The 15,210-nt window shown below is 36.3% G+C and carries 14 protein-coding genes; 7 read left to right on the top strand and 7 right to left on the bottom strand.

Translation table 11 applies throughout. The features are described 5' to 3' along the window. Nucleotides 1-22 precede the first annotated feature (22 nt). From MHH81_RS07730 to MHH81_RS07720, 3 genes are read right to left on the bottom strand one after another with little or no spacing between them, the layout of a single operon-like run. Complete coding sequence (locus MHH81_RS07730; RefSeq protein ID WP_340925180.1) at nt 23-814, bottom strand: putative hydro-lyase; 792 nt, start codon at nt 812-814, stop codon at nt 23-25. Between the two features lie 17 nt (nt 815-831). Next, nucleotides 832-2,052, bottom strand: coding sequence for an NRAMP family divalent metal transporter (locus tag MHH81_RS07725; protein WP_340919741.1), 1,221 nt, complete (start codon nt 2,050-2,052; stop codon nt 832-834). 12 nt (nt 2,053-2,064) lie between these two features. Beyond that, nucleotides 2,065-2,826, bottom strand: coding sequence for a LamB/YcsF family protein (locus tag MHH81_RS07720; protein ID WP_340919739.1), 762 nt, complete (start codon nt 2,824-2,826; stop codon nt 2,065-2,067). Nucleotides 2,827-3,084: 258 nt separating this feature from the next. Between MHH81_RS07720 and pxpB the strand changes: the two genes are divergently transcribed. Further along, nucleotides 3,085-3,813, top strand: coding sequence for a 5-oxoprolinase subunit PxpB (gene pxpB / locus MHH81_RS07715; protein WP_340919737.1), 729 nt, complete (start codon nt 3,085-3,087; stop codon nt 3,811-3,813). Next, nucleotides 3,810-4,796, top strand: a complete 987-nt coding sequence (locus MHH81_RS07710) for a 5-oxoprolinase subunit C family protein (RefSeq protein ID WP_340919735.1) — start codon at nt 3,810-3,812, stop codon at nt 4,794-4,796. The genes pxpB and MHH81_RS07710 overlap by 4 nt, the downstream gene beginning before the upstream one ends. A gap of 262 nt (nt 4,797-5,058) precedes the next feature. Here MHH81_RS07710 and MHH81_RS07705 read toward each other — a convergent pair whose 3' ends face one another. The 3 genes from MHH81_RS07705 to MHH81_RS07695 all read right to left on the bottom strand — a co-directional run bounded on the left by MHH81_RS07705 (nt 5,059) and on the right by MHH81_RS07695 (nt 7,457). Then, nucleotides 5,059-5,808, bottom strand: coding sequence for an IclR family transcriptional regulator (locus MHH81_RS07705; protein ID WP_340919733.1), 750 nt, complete (start codon nt 5,806-5,808; stop codon nt 5,059-5,061). 20 nt (nt 5,809-5,828) lie between these two features. Further along, entirely contained in the window at nt 5,829-6,725 is an 897-nt protein-coding gene (locus MHH81_RS07700) for a DMT family transporter (protein WP_340925179.1), read from the bottom strand. A gap of 183 nt (nt 6,726-6,908) precedes the next feature. Next, a complete protein-coding gene (locus tag MHH81_RS07695) occupies nt 6,909-7,457 on the bottom strand; it encodes an NADPH-dependent FMN reductase (RefSeq protein WP_340919731.1) in 549 nt (182 codons plus the stop codon). 320 nt (nt 7,458-7,777) lie between these two features. Here MHH81_RS07695 and ilvA point away from each other — a divergent pair, with 320 nt between their 5' ends. The 4 genes from ilvA to ytzI all read left to right on the top strand — a co-directional run bounded on the left by ilvA (nt 7,778) and on the right by ytzI (nt 13,098). Then, a complete protein-coding gene (gene ilvA / locus MHH81_RS07690; protein WP_340925177.1) occupies nt 7,778-9,040 on the top strand; it encodes a threonine ammonia-lyase IlvA in 1,263 nt (420 codons plus the stop codon). A gap of 166 nt (nt 9,041-9,206) precedes the next feature. Next, nucleotides 9,207-10,691 (top strand): catalase, encoded by a 1,485-nt coding sequence (locus tag MHH81_RS07685; RefSeq protein ID WP_340919729.1) that lies wholly within the window; start codon nt 9,207-9,209, stop codon nt 10,689-10,691. A 389-nt stretch (nt 10,692-11,080) separates the two neighbouring features. Beyond that, nucleotides 11,081-12,847: a GGDEF domain-containing protein gene (locus MHH81_RS07680; protein ID WP_340919727.1), complete on the top strand. Its 1,767-nt coding sequence runs from the start codon at nt 11,081-11,083 to the stop codon at nt 12,845-12,847. 101 nt (nt 12,848-12,948) lie between these two features. Continuing rightward, a complete protein-coding gene (gene ytzI / locus MHH81_RS07675; protein ID WP_340919725.1) occupies nt 12,949-13,098 on the top strand; it encodes a YtzI protein in 150 nt (49 codons plus the stop codon). A gap of 9 nt (nt 13,099-13,107) precedes the next feature. Here the strand turns inward: ytzI and rlmN are convergent, their stop codons facing one another. Then, complete coding sequence (rlmN, locus tag MHH81_RS07670; protein ID WP_340919723.1) at nt 13,108-14,175, bottom strand: 23S rRNA (adenine(2503)-C(2))-methyltransferase RlmN; 1,068 nt, start codon at nt 14,173-14,175, stop codon at nt 13,108-13,110. 226 nt (nt 14,176-14,401) lie between these two features. Here rlmN and MHH81_RS07665 point away from each other — a divergent pair, with 226 nt between their 5' ends. Next, nucleotides 14,402-14,761, top strand: coding sequence for a hypothetical protein (locus MHH81_RS07665; protein WP_340919720.1), 360 nt, complete (start codon nt 14,402-14,404; stop codon nt 14,759-14,761). Nucleotides 14,762-15,210 lie beyond the last annotated feature (449 nt).

The raw sequence follows: 15,210 nt of genomic DNA, 5'->3' as shown, positions 1-15,210 counted from the left end.
CTATCGAATTATTAAATAGTGTTTATAAGACACTCAATTTTTCATCTTTCAAATCACTAATGAACATGCATCCAGGAGCGTGGGTAATCATAATAGAAGGTTTACTTTGCATCGCAACTGCTTGCGGTGTGACACCACAAGCCCAAAACACAGGAATTTCCCCTTCTTTAATCGTCACGGCATCTCCAAAATCAGGTTTTGCTAAATCGATGATTCCAATTTGACCTGGGTCCCCAATATGAATTGGCGCACCATGCACTCCCGGAAAACGTGAAGTAATTTGGATTGCCCGAATCGCATCTTCATGAGACATCGGACGCATGCTTACTACTGTAGGTCCTTCGAAAACCCCTGCTTTAGCACATTGTATATTCGTTTTATACATAGGCACATTACAGTTTTCTTCGATATGTCTAATTGGTATACCTGCTTCTAGTAAGGGAGTTTCGAATGTGAAGCTACAGCCAATTAGAAAAGCTACCATATCTTCTTCCCAGTATTCCGTAATATCTGTTACTTCTTCTGTAAATTCACCATCTCTATATATTCGATATTTAGGAATATCTGTTCGAATATCCGCTTCTTTTGCAATTGTACTTGGAATATACGAACCAACCTCTGTTACATCTACCAATGGACAAGATTTTGGATTGCGTTGGCAAAACAACAAAAAGTCAAATGCATGCTCTTTCTTCAATATTGCTAAATTTGCTTGTGTATACCCTTTAGCCATTCCAGCTGTCGGACCATTGATTTGCCCAGAACTGATCAGTTGACGTAATTCATATGGAGCCATCGTTTCATAATTATTCATCACTTAATCACTCCCTACTATTTAAAAAGCAATGGAATTTGTTCAATTAGCGTCATGATACCTAACACTCCCATAATAACGGTTACTAATCCTCCAGCAATGGTTAACCAAAGGGGATGCTTATAATCACCTACAATATCTTTCTTGTATGCTGCGACTAACATTGTTCCAAGTGCTAATGGTAAAATCAGCGCATTTAATGCACCTACAAGAATTAGAATATTTACAGGTCGTCCAACTAGTGCAAACGTTACAGTTGATACTAAAATGAATAATATAATAACCCAATTATGATACTTTTCAATCATAGGATGAAATGATCGGATAAATGATACGGACGTATAAGCTGCTCCTACTACAGAAGTAATAGCCGCAGCCCACATAATAACACCAAACATTCGATAACCAATTTCTCCAGCTGCAAGCTTAAAAACAGATGCTGGCGGATTTGCTGGATCAATTGCTAATCCTTGCGATACAACTCCTAGAACTGCTAAAAATAGTGCAACACGCATGATACCTGTCACTACTATTCCAGTTACAGAACTCTTCGTAACATCAGGTAAAGATTCTACCCCTTTAACTCCTGCATCTAAAAGTCGGTGTCCCCCAGCAAAAGTAATATATCCTCCAACCGTTCCACCCACAAGTGTAACAATGGCAAAAATACTAATTTCAGTTGGTGCAAATGTATGTACAATCGCTTCCCCAACAGGTGGTGACGTAGTAAAAGCAACATACACCATTAACAAAATCATGACAAAACCTGCAATTTGTGCAACTTTATCCATAGCTTTGCCTGCTTCTTTCACGACAAAGATAAAAATTGCAAATGCAGCGCTTATAATAGCACCTGTAATTGGATCAATACCAAGCATTGCATTTAAGCCGAGTCCAGCCCCAGCTACGTTTCCAATATTAAATGCAAGTCCACCCATTACAATGAGAATCGCTAAGAATACACCAAGACCTGGCAATACTTTGTTTGCAATTTCTTGACCTCGAAGTCCAGATACAGCGATAATTCTCCACACATTCACTTGTGCAAAAACATCCAATAATATGGAAATTAATATAACAAATCCAAAACTAGCAGCTAGTTGTTGAGTGAATACTGTGGTTTGTGTTAAAAATCCTGGTCCTATTGATGATGTTGCCATTAAAAAGGCTGCACCAAGTAAGACGCTTCTTCCGGCTTTCTTTTTCGACCCTGCTTTTTGCATTTTTTGCTCTTCCATACAAACTCCCCCTTATTTAAACGATGCGGAAATTACAATATCGTTGCTCTCCAAAGTTTCTTTTATATATTTTGCGAACGTTATAGCGTGTTCTCCATCTCCATGAATGCAAATTGTATCCGCTTTCATCTTTACTTCTGTTTTTTGTTGAGAAATTACTTTTCCTTCTGTTACCATTCTCACTACTTGTGCAACGGATTTGTTCGTATCTGTAATAAGTGCATCACTTTGTTGACGTGAAGTTAATGATCCATCTGACTGATATGTACGATCTGCAAATACTTCATGAGCTGTTCGTAACCCAATGCTCTCACTAGCAGTTGTTAGTTCGCTACCTGCTAAACCAAACAATACTAATGAAGGTGAAACGTCGTAAACAGCTTGGGCTATTGCATGTGCGAGTTCAGAATCTTTTGCTGCCATATTATACAAGGCGCCATGTGGTTTAACATGTTGCATTTGCTCTCCAAAAGTCGCCAAAAATCCATTTAAAGCACCAATTTGATATACAACCATGTCATATCCTTCTTGAGGAGTGATTTTCATCTCTCTTCGACCAAATCCATTTAAATCTGGTAGACCAGGATGTGCACCGATTTTAACGCCATTCTCCATTGCTAGCATTACTGTTTCCCGCATTATGCTTGGATCGCCAGCATGGAACCCACATGCTACATTCGCAGATGTAACATATTTCAATATCTCCTTTTGTTCTCCGAGTTTATACCTGCCAAAACTTTCCCCTAAGTCACAATTTAAATCAACTCGAAACATTTCATCCCCTCCAATAGATATAAAAAAGAAAATTTGTTCCTTACACACTAAGTTCCGAATTATGAAACCTAAGTTTTGAAACTTAGATTAAAGTTTATCACAATTAAATTTTTCTGAATAGACATTATTATACGATTGTTCTTTTTAGAGTGATAAATTAATTTCCACTTGTATTTTGTATTTACAGAATTATAATAATTGTTATAATCCATTTTTAAGAACTGATGTACCGCAATTCGAAACTAAGGAGCTGTCAGTATGCCCATTCAACATATAGAAACCAACATTAAACCATTGGGAGATTCTGCGTTAATCGTACAGCTCGGTGAAGGAATAGATCCGACTATTCATGAAAAAGTTAAAAATCTTTCTGCGCTCTTAACTGATCATCCATTTGAAGGACTTATTGAATTTGTCCCTGCTTACAACAATATTACCGTTTATTACAATCCATATACTGTACATTCTTCGATAAAAGGTACAGTAACTGCTTTCGAAAAGGTATGTACACGAATAGATCATTTAGTACAACAAATCAAAATCGATAACAGTAATAGTCCACGACTTGTTTCCATACCAGTTTGTTACGGAGGAGAATTTGGTCCTGATTTAGAATTTGTTGCTGCGTATCACAACATGACACAAGAAGATGTCATTCGAATTCATTCGGAAAGTGACTGTTTAGTTTATATGCTTGGTTTTGCACCTGGGTTTCCATTTATGGGTGGAATGGATCCACGAATAGCAACACCTCGAAAAGAAACTCCAAGACTATCCATCAAATCAGGATCAGTAGGAATTGCTGGAAAACAAACGGGTATATATTCACTAGAAACTCCTGGAGGTTGGCAAATTATCGGACGTACACCCCAAAACTTGTTTTTACCACAAATGAGCCCTCCCTCTTTACTACAGGCAGGGGATAGAATTCGATTTGTACCAATTTCTCCTAGTGAATATCTAGATTATAAGGAGATGAAGCTATGAGTGTAAAAGTTCTTCATCCAGGTTTACTAACAACCATTCAAGATTTAGGGAGATATGGTTCACAAAAGTATGGAGTCATCGTTAGTGGAGCAATGGATAGTTATTCATTAAGACTTGCAAATCTATTAGTTGGTAATGACGAAAATGAAGGAACTCTTGAAACTACTTTATATGGCACAACCCTTCAATTCGAAGAAGATACTTTAATTGCTATTACTGGCGGAGATTTTCTTGCTACTATTGATGGTATTATCGCTCCGTTATGGCGCCCAGTGCTTATAAAGAAAGAGTCTATTTTAAAATTCAATTCTGCTATTAAAGGAAGTAGGGCTTATATCGCTTTCGCTGGAGGAATTGATATTCCTAAAATAATGGGAAGTAAAAGTACATATATTCGAGCGAATATTGGTGGATTTGAAGGAAGAGCACTACAAAAAGGAGACACCTTACCAATTGGAGAAGCAAATAGTGTAAGTAAGGAACTGGTACGACAATTAGATGAAAATAATATTACTTGGTCTATAAATTTTAATGAACTAGTTAATTTCAACCAAAACAAAACAATTCGGGTTATAAAAGGGACGGAATTTCATCGTTTTGATAAAGAAAGTCAAAGTACTTTTTTAGAAAAACCCTATTCCATCACTGTTCAATCCGACCGCATGGGTTATCGCTTAGAAGGTCCTCCAATTTCACTCTCAGAGGATTTCGAGCTCCTATCCGAAGGAGTAACTTTTGGCACAATACAGATACCTCCAAGTGGAAAACCTATCGTTTTAATGGCTGACAGACAAACTACTGGAGGTTATCCCAAAATAGCACAAGTAATTACTGCAGACTTACCAAGTCTGGCACAGATTCAACCGACGGCTACTATTAATTTCAAGGAAGTAACACTAGAGGAAGCAGAAAAGATTTTATTGAAGAACGAGCAACTTATTAATAAAATTAAAACAGCGATACACTATAAAGTGTTTAATTAGTCACTGAAAAGGGGCTGTCCCTAAAGTCATATAGTGACTTAGAGATGGTCCCTTTTCCAATGTATTGATTTCCGTTCCAGACGGACGCTTTCGGTGCAGAAAACATCTGCTATTCCCGCTGGAGTCACCGTCTTTCACCACAATCAATTGCCTACATAGAATAGTAGTTTTAATAAAAAGTATACAAAAAACAGGTGTAGAAAAAGACTCTTTTTTCTACACCTGTTTCAATTTACGGGCTTATTGGACTGCCCCTTTTCACCTATTTATGATAGCCTAGTTTTTTGGAAATCTCATTTGCCGCTTCGGTCGCTTTATTAGCAAAAATTACTATGTTTTCATTTTGATAATTTGCTTCAATACCAGCTATACTTATTCCTCCTACGACTTGACCTTTATGATTGAAAATAGGGGCAGCAATCGCTGACGTATGATTCTCTAATTCTGAATGACTAATTGTATAGCCATCTCTTCTTGCATTTCTAATACTCTCTTTAAGTGTTTCTTTATCCGTAATCGTCCCTAAAGCGAATGATTTTAGTTCAACCTGGTCTAAATAAGACTCAATTTCATCATCTTGTAAAAAGGATAAAATAACGCGTGAACACGCTCCAGTATATAATGGGCTCCTTCTTCCAATTGCAGTATATAATCGAACTTTTTGAAAAACATCCACTTTTTCTATATATATTGCTTCTTCCCCTTGTTTGACAATTAAATTAATCGCTTCTTTTAACTCTTTATGTAAATCTAGCATAATTGGATAAGCAATCTGTCGAATATCAAGTCTAGAAGATACCAGATTTCCATAAGTCAGAAATAGGAGTCCTAAACGGTATTTAGAATCAATTCCTTTTTCGACAAAACCCATTTCCTCTAATGTTAATAGCATTCTATAAACCGATGTTTTAGGAATCAACGATAGTTCAATGATTTCTTGAAATGTCAAAGCATCATGATTAATAAATAAGTTTAGAATATCCATAGAACGAACAACTGTTTTGTTTTTCATAAAATCTCCTTCGCGTACTATTAATCTTTTTTATATTTAATAAGCTTCTTTTTACTTCGATAATTTACTAGAAAAATACTTATACCCACTAACACTAATCCAATGATGAGCAAGTGAGTAATTGGTTCATCTAAAAAAGCAACTCCTATAAAGACAGCAATAATTGGTACTAGAAAAGTGAAGGAACCAACTTTACTTGCCTCCCCTTCATTTATCAGTTTGTAATATATAATATAGGCTAATGGAATTCCAAAAATGCCACCATAACTTAATCCAAACAAGTAAGTACTATTCCATTGAATAGCCGTCCAACTTTCAAAGATCGTGCCTGTCCCTAATAAAACTAACCCACCAATTATACATTGTAAGGAAACCATCCAAAAAGCATCTACTTGATTGCTTACTCGTTTTACGTAGATCACTCCAAATGCCCAACATACTGCAGTAATCAAACCAAGAACGACTCCAATGATCGATACATGATAGGTTAATCCATCTAAACTAACTATGAAAATTCCAATGAATCCTAACAGTAAACCAGTTATTTTGATAGGAGTCATAATCTCTCCTAACCAGAACCATGCAAACAATCCTAGTAACACTGGTTGAAAATAGACGAGAACGGAAAACAGCCCTCCAGGTAAATAATTTAAACCAATTGTCTGTATGCCAAAAAATAGAATCGTATTAAATAAAGCAGAAATACAATATAATCTCCAATTTTTCCGCAAATTTATTAGATCTCGCCGCTTCCATAACAGGATTCCTAATAAAAGCCCACCAATTGTTGCGCGCATTCCTGCAAATAATAATGGAGGAGTATATGGTAATGCCAATTTATAGATTGGCCAACTGGCACCCCATACCAAAATTAAAACTAAAAGTGCCATATTTGACTTCGTGACAAACTTACTCAACATTACAACTTCCCTTCGAAAATAAAACAAATCTCTTTGATTTCACTATACACCCAAAAAATCAAACCATCTATAAAATTTTATGTGCCTGGCACAGAAACTATTGTGAATGTTTAAACATTCGCGAAAAATAAAACAAACATGGAAATCGTGAAATTCACGTTTTTCATGTTTGTTTAGTGATTACTTTGCGTTGTTGTAAAAAGCGACAAAGTTGGTTACTACTTGATCTAAGAAAGTAGCTGTGCCTTCATCTGTAATCTCGTTTTGTTCATTCATTTTTGTATGAATTGCACCAATATATACTTCGTTTCCTGGAAGTAGTTTTGGTTGTAATGCTGGGTTCGTGATGATTTCTCTTAAATGGATTTGTGCACGCACGCTTCCTAATACTCCCATAGAAGAACCTACGATAAATGTTGGTTTTCCTACTAAATCATTTCCACTTCGAGATAACCAGTCCGTTGCATTTTTTAATACCCCTGGAATAGAGAAGTTATATTCAGGTACTGCAAATAAAACTGCTTCTGCATTACGTACTTGCAACTTAAAGTCCATTGCACCTTTTGGAGGATTATTTTCAATATCTACACTGAACATTTCCACTTCATTAATGGATATGATATTAATATCTAATTGGTCAGCATACCGCTTTTTCATAAAATCCACGAGTTTTAAATTGTATGATTCTTTTCTGTTACTACCGATAATTGCTGCTACTTTAATTGCCATTAATATATCTCCTCTTTCTGTTCCATCGATATATGTAGTATTCTGCAAAGCGAATTCTCTGCAAATTATCACGTTCGTTAGTATGCAACTAGGTTTATAAAATATGCTTACGAATGTTCAGGTTGCAGAGTTGTTACTGGTGCCTGGCACTCGTAACAACCCTGTAACATAACTTTAGGTTTATGGACAAGAGTAGAATTAATCTCCATTTAAATAATTACAAAATTTCAAATTATCTAAAAAAGTGTAGCGATTCAGTACTTTAGTGTGTTAAAATACACTAATGTTTCTTTAAAAATTGGAGGTTGGCATTAAAAATTATGCAAGCAACAGATAAGAAAACCGTTCAAGTAGAAAACGTGCTTATAGCACATCAATTTTTAAAAGACGTGGTTGTCCATACACCATTACAAAAAAACGAGTATTTATCTGAAAAATATGGAGCATCCATTTACATTAAACGAGAGGATCTACAACATGTTCGTTCCTTTAAAATACGTGGTGCTTATTACAAAATAAAAACAATTGAGAACGATGCAAGAGAAAAAGGGGTCGTGTGTGCAAGCGCAGGTAACCATGCACAAGGTGTTGCTTATGCTTGTGCGCAACTAGGAATTATTGCCAAAATATTCATGCCCCTTACAACGCCTAAGCAAAAAATAGATCAAGTTAGAATGTTTGGTCGAGAATACGTAGAAATTATTCTTGCTGGGGATACGTTCGATGATTCTGCTCATAGTGCAACGGCATACGCAGAAGCTGAAAATCGTATTTTTATTCACCCTTTTGATGACCTAGACATTATTGCTGGTCAAGGGACTGTAGCGGTTGAAATTATGAATGATATTGAAAAGCCTATTGATTTTGTATTCGCAAGTATTGGTGGCGGAGGGCTTATATCCGGGTTAGCTACTTACATAAAGAACCTATCCCCTCAAACGAAAATAATTGGAGTAGAGCCAGCTGGAGCAGCCAGTATGAAAGCTGCACTTGCTAATAAAGGGCCATTTGCTCTCGAAACAATTGATAAATTCGTAGATGGTGCAGCTGTTAAATGTGTAGGGAATTTAACCTATGAAGTCAGCAGAAAATATGTGAATGACATTGCACTCGTACCCGAAGGAAAAGTGTGTACAACTATTTTAGATTTGTACAATAAGCATGCGATTATTGCTGAACCTGCAGGTGCACTTTCAGTAGCCGCGCTTGATTTTTATCAAGATAAAATTAAAGGAAAGTCTGTGGTTTGTGTCTTAAGTGGAGGGAATAATGATATTGGCCGCATGCAGGAAATTAAGGATAGATCGTTAATCTATGAAGGCCTACTCTATTATTTCATTGTCAAATTCCCACAAAGAGCAGGAGCATTGCGTCAGTTTCTTGATAAGGTACTTGGACCAGACGATGATATCACAACATTTGAGTATACAAAGAAAAATAATAAAGAAAGAGGTCCAGCTTTAGTTGGAATTGAATTAAAAAATAGTCTGGATTATTCTGGTATCATTTCTCGAATGAATGAGAATGGGTTTTCGTTTAAGGAAATAAATAAAGACAGTACTCTATTTGACCTGCTAATCTAATAAAAAACTAGTAGTATCAATACTTTCAGACACTTATTCACGGCCAATTATCAGTACACTTTATAATAATTATAAAAACATCACACTTCATTTCTAGCATTATTTCTCACTTATTGATATAATCATTCTTGTATTATAAATATTCTAATCTAGGGGGAAATAGTCAATGTCTGAAAATCAAAACAACAATAACAATCAATTGACGACTGCAGCTGGCGCACCGGTAGTAGATAACCAAAACTCTCAATCTGCCGGACCAAGAGGCCCATTATTATTACAAGATGTATGGTTACTAGAAAAATTAGCAAACTTTAATAGAGAAGTAATTCCAGAACGTCGTATGCACGCTAAAGGTTCGGGTGCGTATGGTAAATTCACTGTTACACACGATATTAGTCAATATACTTCAGCTGCTATTTTCTCAGAAATCGGAAAAGAAACGGATATGTTCGTTCGTTTCTCAACGGTTGCTGGTGAGCGTGGAGCAGCTGATGCTGAACGTGATATTCGAGGATTTGCTATGCGCTTTTATACAGAGCAAGGTAACTGGGATTTAGTTGGTAACAACACACCAGTCTTCTTCTTCCGTGATCCACTTCAATTCCCTGACCTAAACCATGCAATTAAACGTGACCCACGTACGGGTATGCGTAGCGCTAATAGCAACTGGGATTTCTGGACTTCTTTACCTGAAGCACTTCACCAAGTTACAATCGTAATGAGTGATCGTGGCTTACCAAGTTCATATCGTAAAATGCACGGGTTCGGTAGTCATACATTCAGTATGATCAATGCAAACAATGAACGTGTTTGGGTCAAATTCCACATGCGCTCACAACAAGGTATCGAAAACTTAACAGATCAAGAAGCGGAAGCATTAGTTGGTCAAGACCGTGAAAGCAGCCAACGTGATCTTTATGAAAATATTGAAAATGGAAACTTCCCTAAATGGAAAATGTTCATCCAAGTAATGACTGAAGAACAAGCAAACAATATGCCTTACAATCCTTTTGACTTAACAAAAGTTTGGTATAAAAAAGACTTCCCTCTTATCGAGGTTGGAGAATGGGAACTAAACCGTAATCCAGAAAACTATTTTGCAGAAGTAGAACAAGCTGCTTTCTCACCAGGCAACGTTGTTCCTGGTATTAGCTTCTCTCCTGACAGAATGTTACAAGGTCGCTTGTTCTCATACGCGGATGCAGCACGCTACCGTGTAGGTGTTAACCATCACCAAATTCCAGTTAACCAACCTAAATGTCCTGTACATTCTTTCCATAGAGATGGTGCAATGCGTACAGATGGTAACTTAGGCGGAACATTACCTTATGAGCCTAATAGCTATGGTCAATGGAAAGAACAATCGAAATACAAAGAGCCTGTACTATCTATCAATGGTGGAGCAACTCAATGGGATTTCCGTGAAGACGATGACAACTATTTCGAACAACCAGGGAAACTTTTCAACCTGATGAGCCCAGAACTACAACAAGTATTGTTTGAAAATACTGCTCGGAATATGAATGGTGTAGAAGAATTTATAAAAGTTCGACACATCATTCACTGCTACAAAGCTGACCCAGCTTATGGAAAAGGCGTTGCTGAAGCAATGAATATTCCATGGGGTAATATCGAAGCTGCAATGGCTTAAATTCGATGATGATAAAAGGGCTGCCCTAACTATAGGGCAGCCCTTTTTCTTTTTGGAAAGGTCTTGTTAAACTACATTGTTGTTAGTTGGTAGAATCCACTTGCTTTCCGTGGGTAACGGAAGAGTATCCTCGGCTGCGCCTAAGGGAGTCTGTCACTGAATAACCTGCAAATTAAATGCTAAAAAACAACAGTAAAATATAACAGCAACTTTGGAAAAATACTCTTCAAAGACATTAACATGTGGGCCTGAGAATAACTAATGATTCAAATGGACAATAACACTCCCAAAAATAACTAAATATTTACACCAAATTTACAAAGCATTGACATTTTTCATATATAATTTAGATTGAGCTTAATTTGTTCATTTTAGGGGGAACTATAAGAATGGCTATTGAAAATCATCATCATGAGGAATTATTTTCATATATAATCGAAGAAAAAGCAATACAAACTGTTTTTCAGCCAATTATATCGTTACATAATAGTCAAATTTACGGTTATGAAGCATTAACACGTGGCCCAGCTAATACATCCTTCGAAAACCCAGAAGCCTTATTTGACTATGCCTTGAAAAACGGACAGCTTTGGGAGCTGGAACATATATGTAGAGCAAACGCCTTGAAATACGCCTATCATTTGAAAGCAGAAGGTAAGCTTTTTTTAAACGTCAATCCCAATATTATGAATGACCCTAAATTCAAGCAAGGTTTTACAAAGGATTTTTTATCCATCTTTCAAATGGACTCCGATTCTATTGTGTTTGAAATTACTGAGCGTGAAGCAATTAACAACTTAAAAGATTTTATAAATACAATCGATCATTACAAAAAACAATTTTATCAAATAGCAATTGACGATGTTGGAGCTGGCTATTCTGGGCTAAACGTCATTACCGATGTTCGACCACACTTTATTAAGTTAGACATGAAACTTATTCGCGATATAAATAAGGATCGAACGAAACAATTGCTTGTTCGAAGCTTAAGCGAATTTGCCAACTACTCACAAATACATATTATTGCAGAAGGTATTGAAACAAGAGAAGAGCTAGTTACTCTCATTGATATTGGTGTACACTTTGGCCAAGGCTATTTCATTCAAAGACCGCAAAGTAACTTATATCCAATTCGAGAAGAAGTCATGCGTTTGATTGAGACAGAGAACTCTCGTAAATACCAAGTAAGTCTTAATCGTTTAACGGATACTTCTATTGAACAAATTGCAACGCCTTTACGCACAATACCAAGCAGTATGCCTATCTCAAAAGTTAGCAACTTAATGGAAAGAAATGATGCTTTACCTGGATTTTGTATTAGAGATGGAAATAAACTAATTGGGGTTATTACTCGAAACAAACTTCATTTAAAGTTTAGCGGACCATACGGATATAGTTTATATAATAAAAAGCCAATTGCCGCTATTATGAGCCGAAACTTTATGAAAGTCGATGCAAAAACCCCGATTGATGTAGTTGCAAAAATTGCAATGAAACGAGATCCATTGCATTTATATGACTTTATTACAGTAACAAAAGACGAACAATATTTTGGAGTTGTAACCGTTAAAGATCTGCTTGAAAAAAGTATGCAACTAGAAATTGACTATGCAAAGCATTTAAATCCCCTATCAGAATTGCCAGGGAATATTATAATTGAACAACAGCTTCAAAAATGTATTGATGCTTCTACTGATATTACAGTGCTTTACTTCGATATTGATAATTTCAAACCATATAATGATATCTATGGCTTTGAAAAAGGTGATAAAGTGATTATCCGTTTTGCCGAGATTTTAGAGAGTAATTGTCCTTCTGGTGGATTTGTAGGTCATATAGGTGGCGATGACTTTATCCTAATAACTGATTCAAGTCAAATTAGTGAGTTATGTGAAAAAATAGTTCAACAATTTGATGAATCGGTAGAGCACTTTTATCATGCCCACGATCTACTAAAAGGATGTATTGTTTCTAAAAATCGTCATGGTATTGAAGAGCATTTTCCGTTATTAACTATTTCAATAGCCGGAGTTTCCAATAAGGATTGTCAGACCATTTTTCAATTATCTGAACTCGCAAGTCAGGTAAAAAAACAATGTAAACAAATTTCCGGAAGCAACTACCTCCTCCAGGTACAATCACTGAAACTAACGTGAATGTTTAAACTTTCATGTTAGTTTCAACAACATGGACAATTTAGTTTTAAGGTTCATTTTGTGCTATGATATTCGTAATGTTAGCGATTGGAGGAGAAGTAATGACAGCAGTTATTATTATTGCCATCATCATTTTTATTATAATCTTTGCCCTTTCCATTTTTACCATTAATAAGGGATATGCATATAAGCATACGATAGATGAACTTCCACCTGAGAACGAAGAAAAAACGCATCGCCACAACGGCTGATGCGTTTTTTTAATTTGTCGCTTTTTCTTTTTTAATTTGTTTGCTTCGTAATTGACCACATGCAGCGTCAATGTCAGTTCCTTGTTCCATACGAACTCCACAGTTTATACCTTTGTTCTTTAATGTTTGGAAGAATGCGCTGATCGATTTTTCTGAGCTTCGTTGATATTGTCCGTGCTCATCCACAGGATTGTATGGAATTAAGTTCACATAAGATAGGTGGCGCTTATTTTCAAGCAACTTAGCTAATTGAAGAGCTTCTTCTACATGGTCATTTACATCTTTAAGTAAAATATATTCAAACGTAATACGACGATTCGTTTTTTCTAAGTAATAGTCGACAGCGGCCATTACTTTTTCAATTGGGAATGCTTTGTTGATTACCATGATTTTCGTACGAAGTTCATCATTTGGAGCATGTAAAGATACAGCAAGATTTACTTGTAAGTTTTCGTCTGCAAAGTCCATGATTTTTTTCGCTAGACCACTTGTCGATACCGTAATATGACGAGCACCGATTGCAAGTCCTTTTTGATCATTTACTGCACGCAAGAAATTCATTAGATTTGTATAGTTATCAAACGGTTCCCCAATACCCATTACAACGATATGGCTAACACGCTCATCTTTTTGTAATTGATCTAAATGCTCTTGTACTTTCATAATTTGACCCACAATTTCTCCAGCATCTAAATCACGATTTTTCTTAAGTAGCCCACTCGCACAGAAGCTACATCCAATATTACATCCAACCTGTGTTGTAACACAAACGGATAATCCGTATTTAAAACGCATTAATACTGTTTCGATTAGGTTACCATCTTGCATTTCAAATAAAAACTTGATCGTCCCATCCGCCGATTCTTGTTTCACAGATTCTTTTAATGTTTGGATAACAAAATTCTCTTCCAATAACTCAATACAATCTTTACCAATATTTTTCATTTCTTCAAAGCTCTGTACTCGCTTAATATATAACCAATCCCACACTTGCTCCGCACGGTACTTCTTTTGTCCATGCTCCATTAACCATTCTATTAACTGATCTCTTGTTAGACCATATATTGATTTTTTCATTATTAGCCCTCATTTCATCCGTATACAATTTGCCCATTATACTATAGTTGTTTACATAAGACAACTTATTATAACGGAAATAAGAAACAAAAGATATTAATTTGTTTTTTTAAGTACCAAACGTATGAAAAATGCTTGGATTAATTTTGATACGCTTCGAATAAAATACTATTACACTTTTCATTATGAATCATTCAGACTTAAATTGGAATTGGAGATGCACAGAATGACTAAGAGGAACAAACGACTAAAAAAAAGGCATGCTCTTTTCAAATTAGCAATGCTTATTATTGGTATCTCGGCCTTTTTACCTTCAAACTTATTAGAAAGCAATTTACAGCTTTATGAAGACCATACTAGTAGAGAGCTTGCTAATCATGCGCTTAAAATGACTACCGATACTTTTCACAACTCAATAGACCAAGTATTAATCGTTTCTTACGAAATTGAATCAATGCATGTAGAAGATGGGGAGTTAATTTCTTCCGTAGTCATCGCATACACAGTTTTTGGAATTCCCTATGCAGAAGTTATCGCTACTAATGAAGGTGCATATGTAAATAAAAAATTTCTCTTCAATAATTGAATCAAGTATAGTTGATTTCCGCTATAGGCGGACGCTTTCCGCGGGGTGAGCGATAAGCCATCACTGCCGCTCACGCGTCGTTTGTGATGGCTTATCTGTCTCACTCATCCCACTGGAGTCGCCGCCTGCCGCTTTAATTTAACAGTGCTAATAATAAAAAGAGACTGTCCTTAAAGTCATAAAGTGACTGAGAGATGGTCCCTTTTCCAATGTATTGATTTCCGTTCCAGACGGACGCTTTCCACCGGCATGGCTTCAGTCTCCTCAGGGCAACAGTATGTGGGTCATGCAATCGTTGCCGCAAAAGTTCTTTTGCGACGAGCTTTGCGCAGGAGCAGGACGCGGCGAACTTAGATTGTCTTCCATTTGAGGTGGCGTTCATAGCCTTTGTTCCTTTGTTCCTTTGTTCGTTCCTGCGGGCCTTCAGCTCATGCACCTGCAGCTTCGAT

It is taken from the genome of Psychrobacillus sp. FSL H8-0484 (assembly GCF_038005325.1).
GTDB lineage: Bacteria > Bacillota > Bacilli > Bacillales_A > Planococcaceae > Psychrobacillus.
The sequence above is the reverse complement of the archived record's forward strand: the minus strand, read 5'-3'. Positions and strand labels throughout refer to the sequence as shown.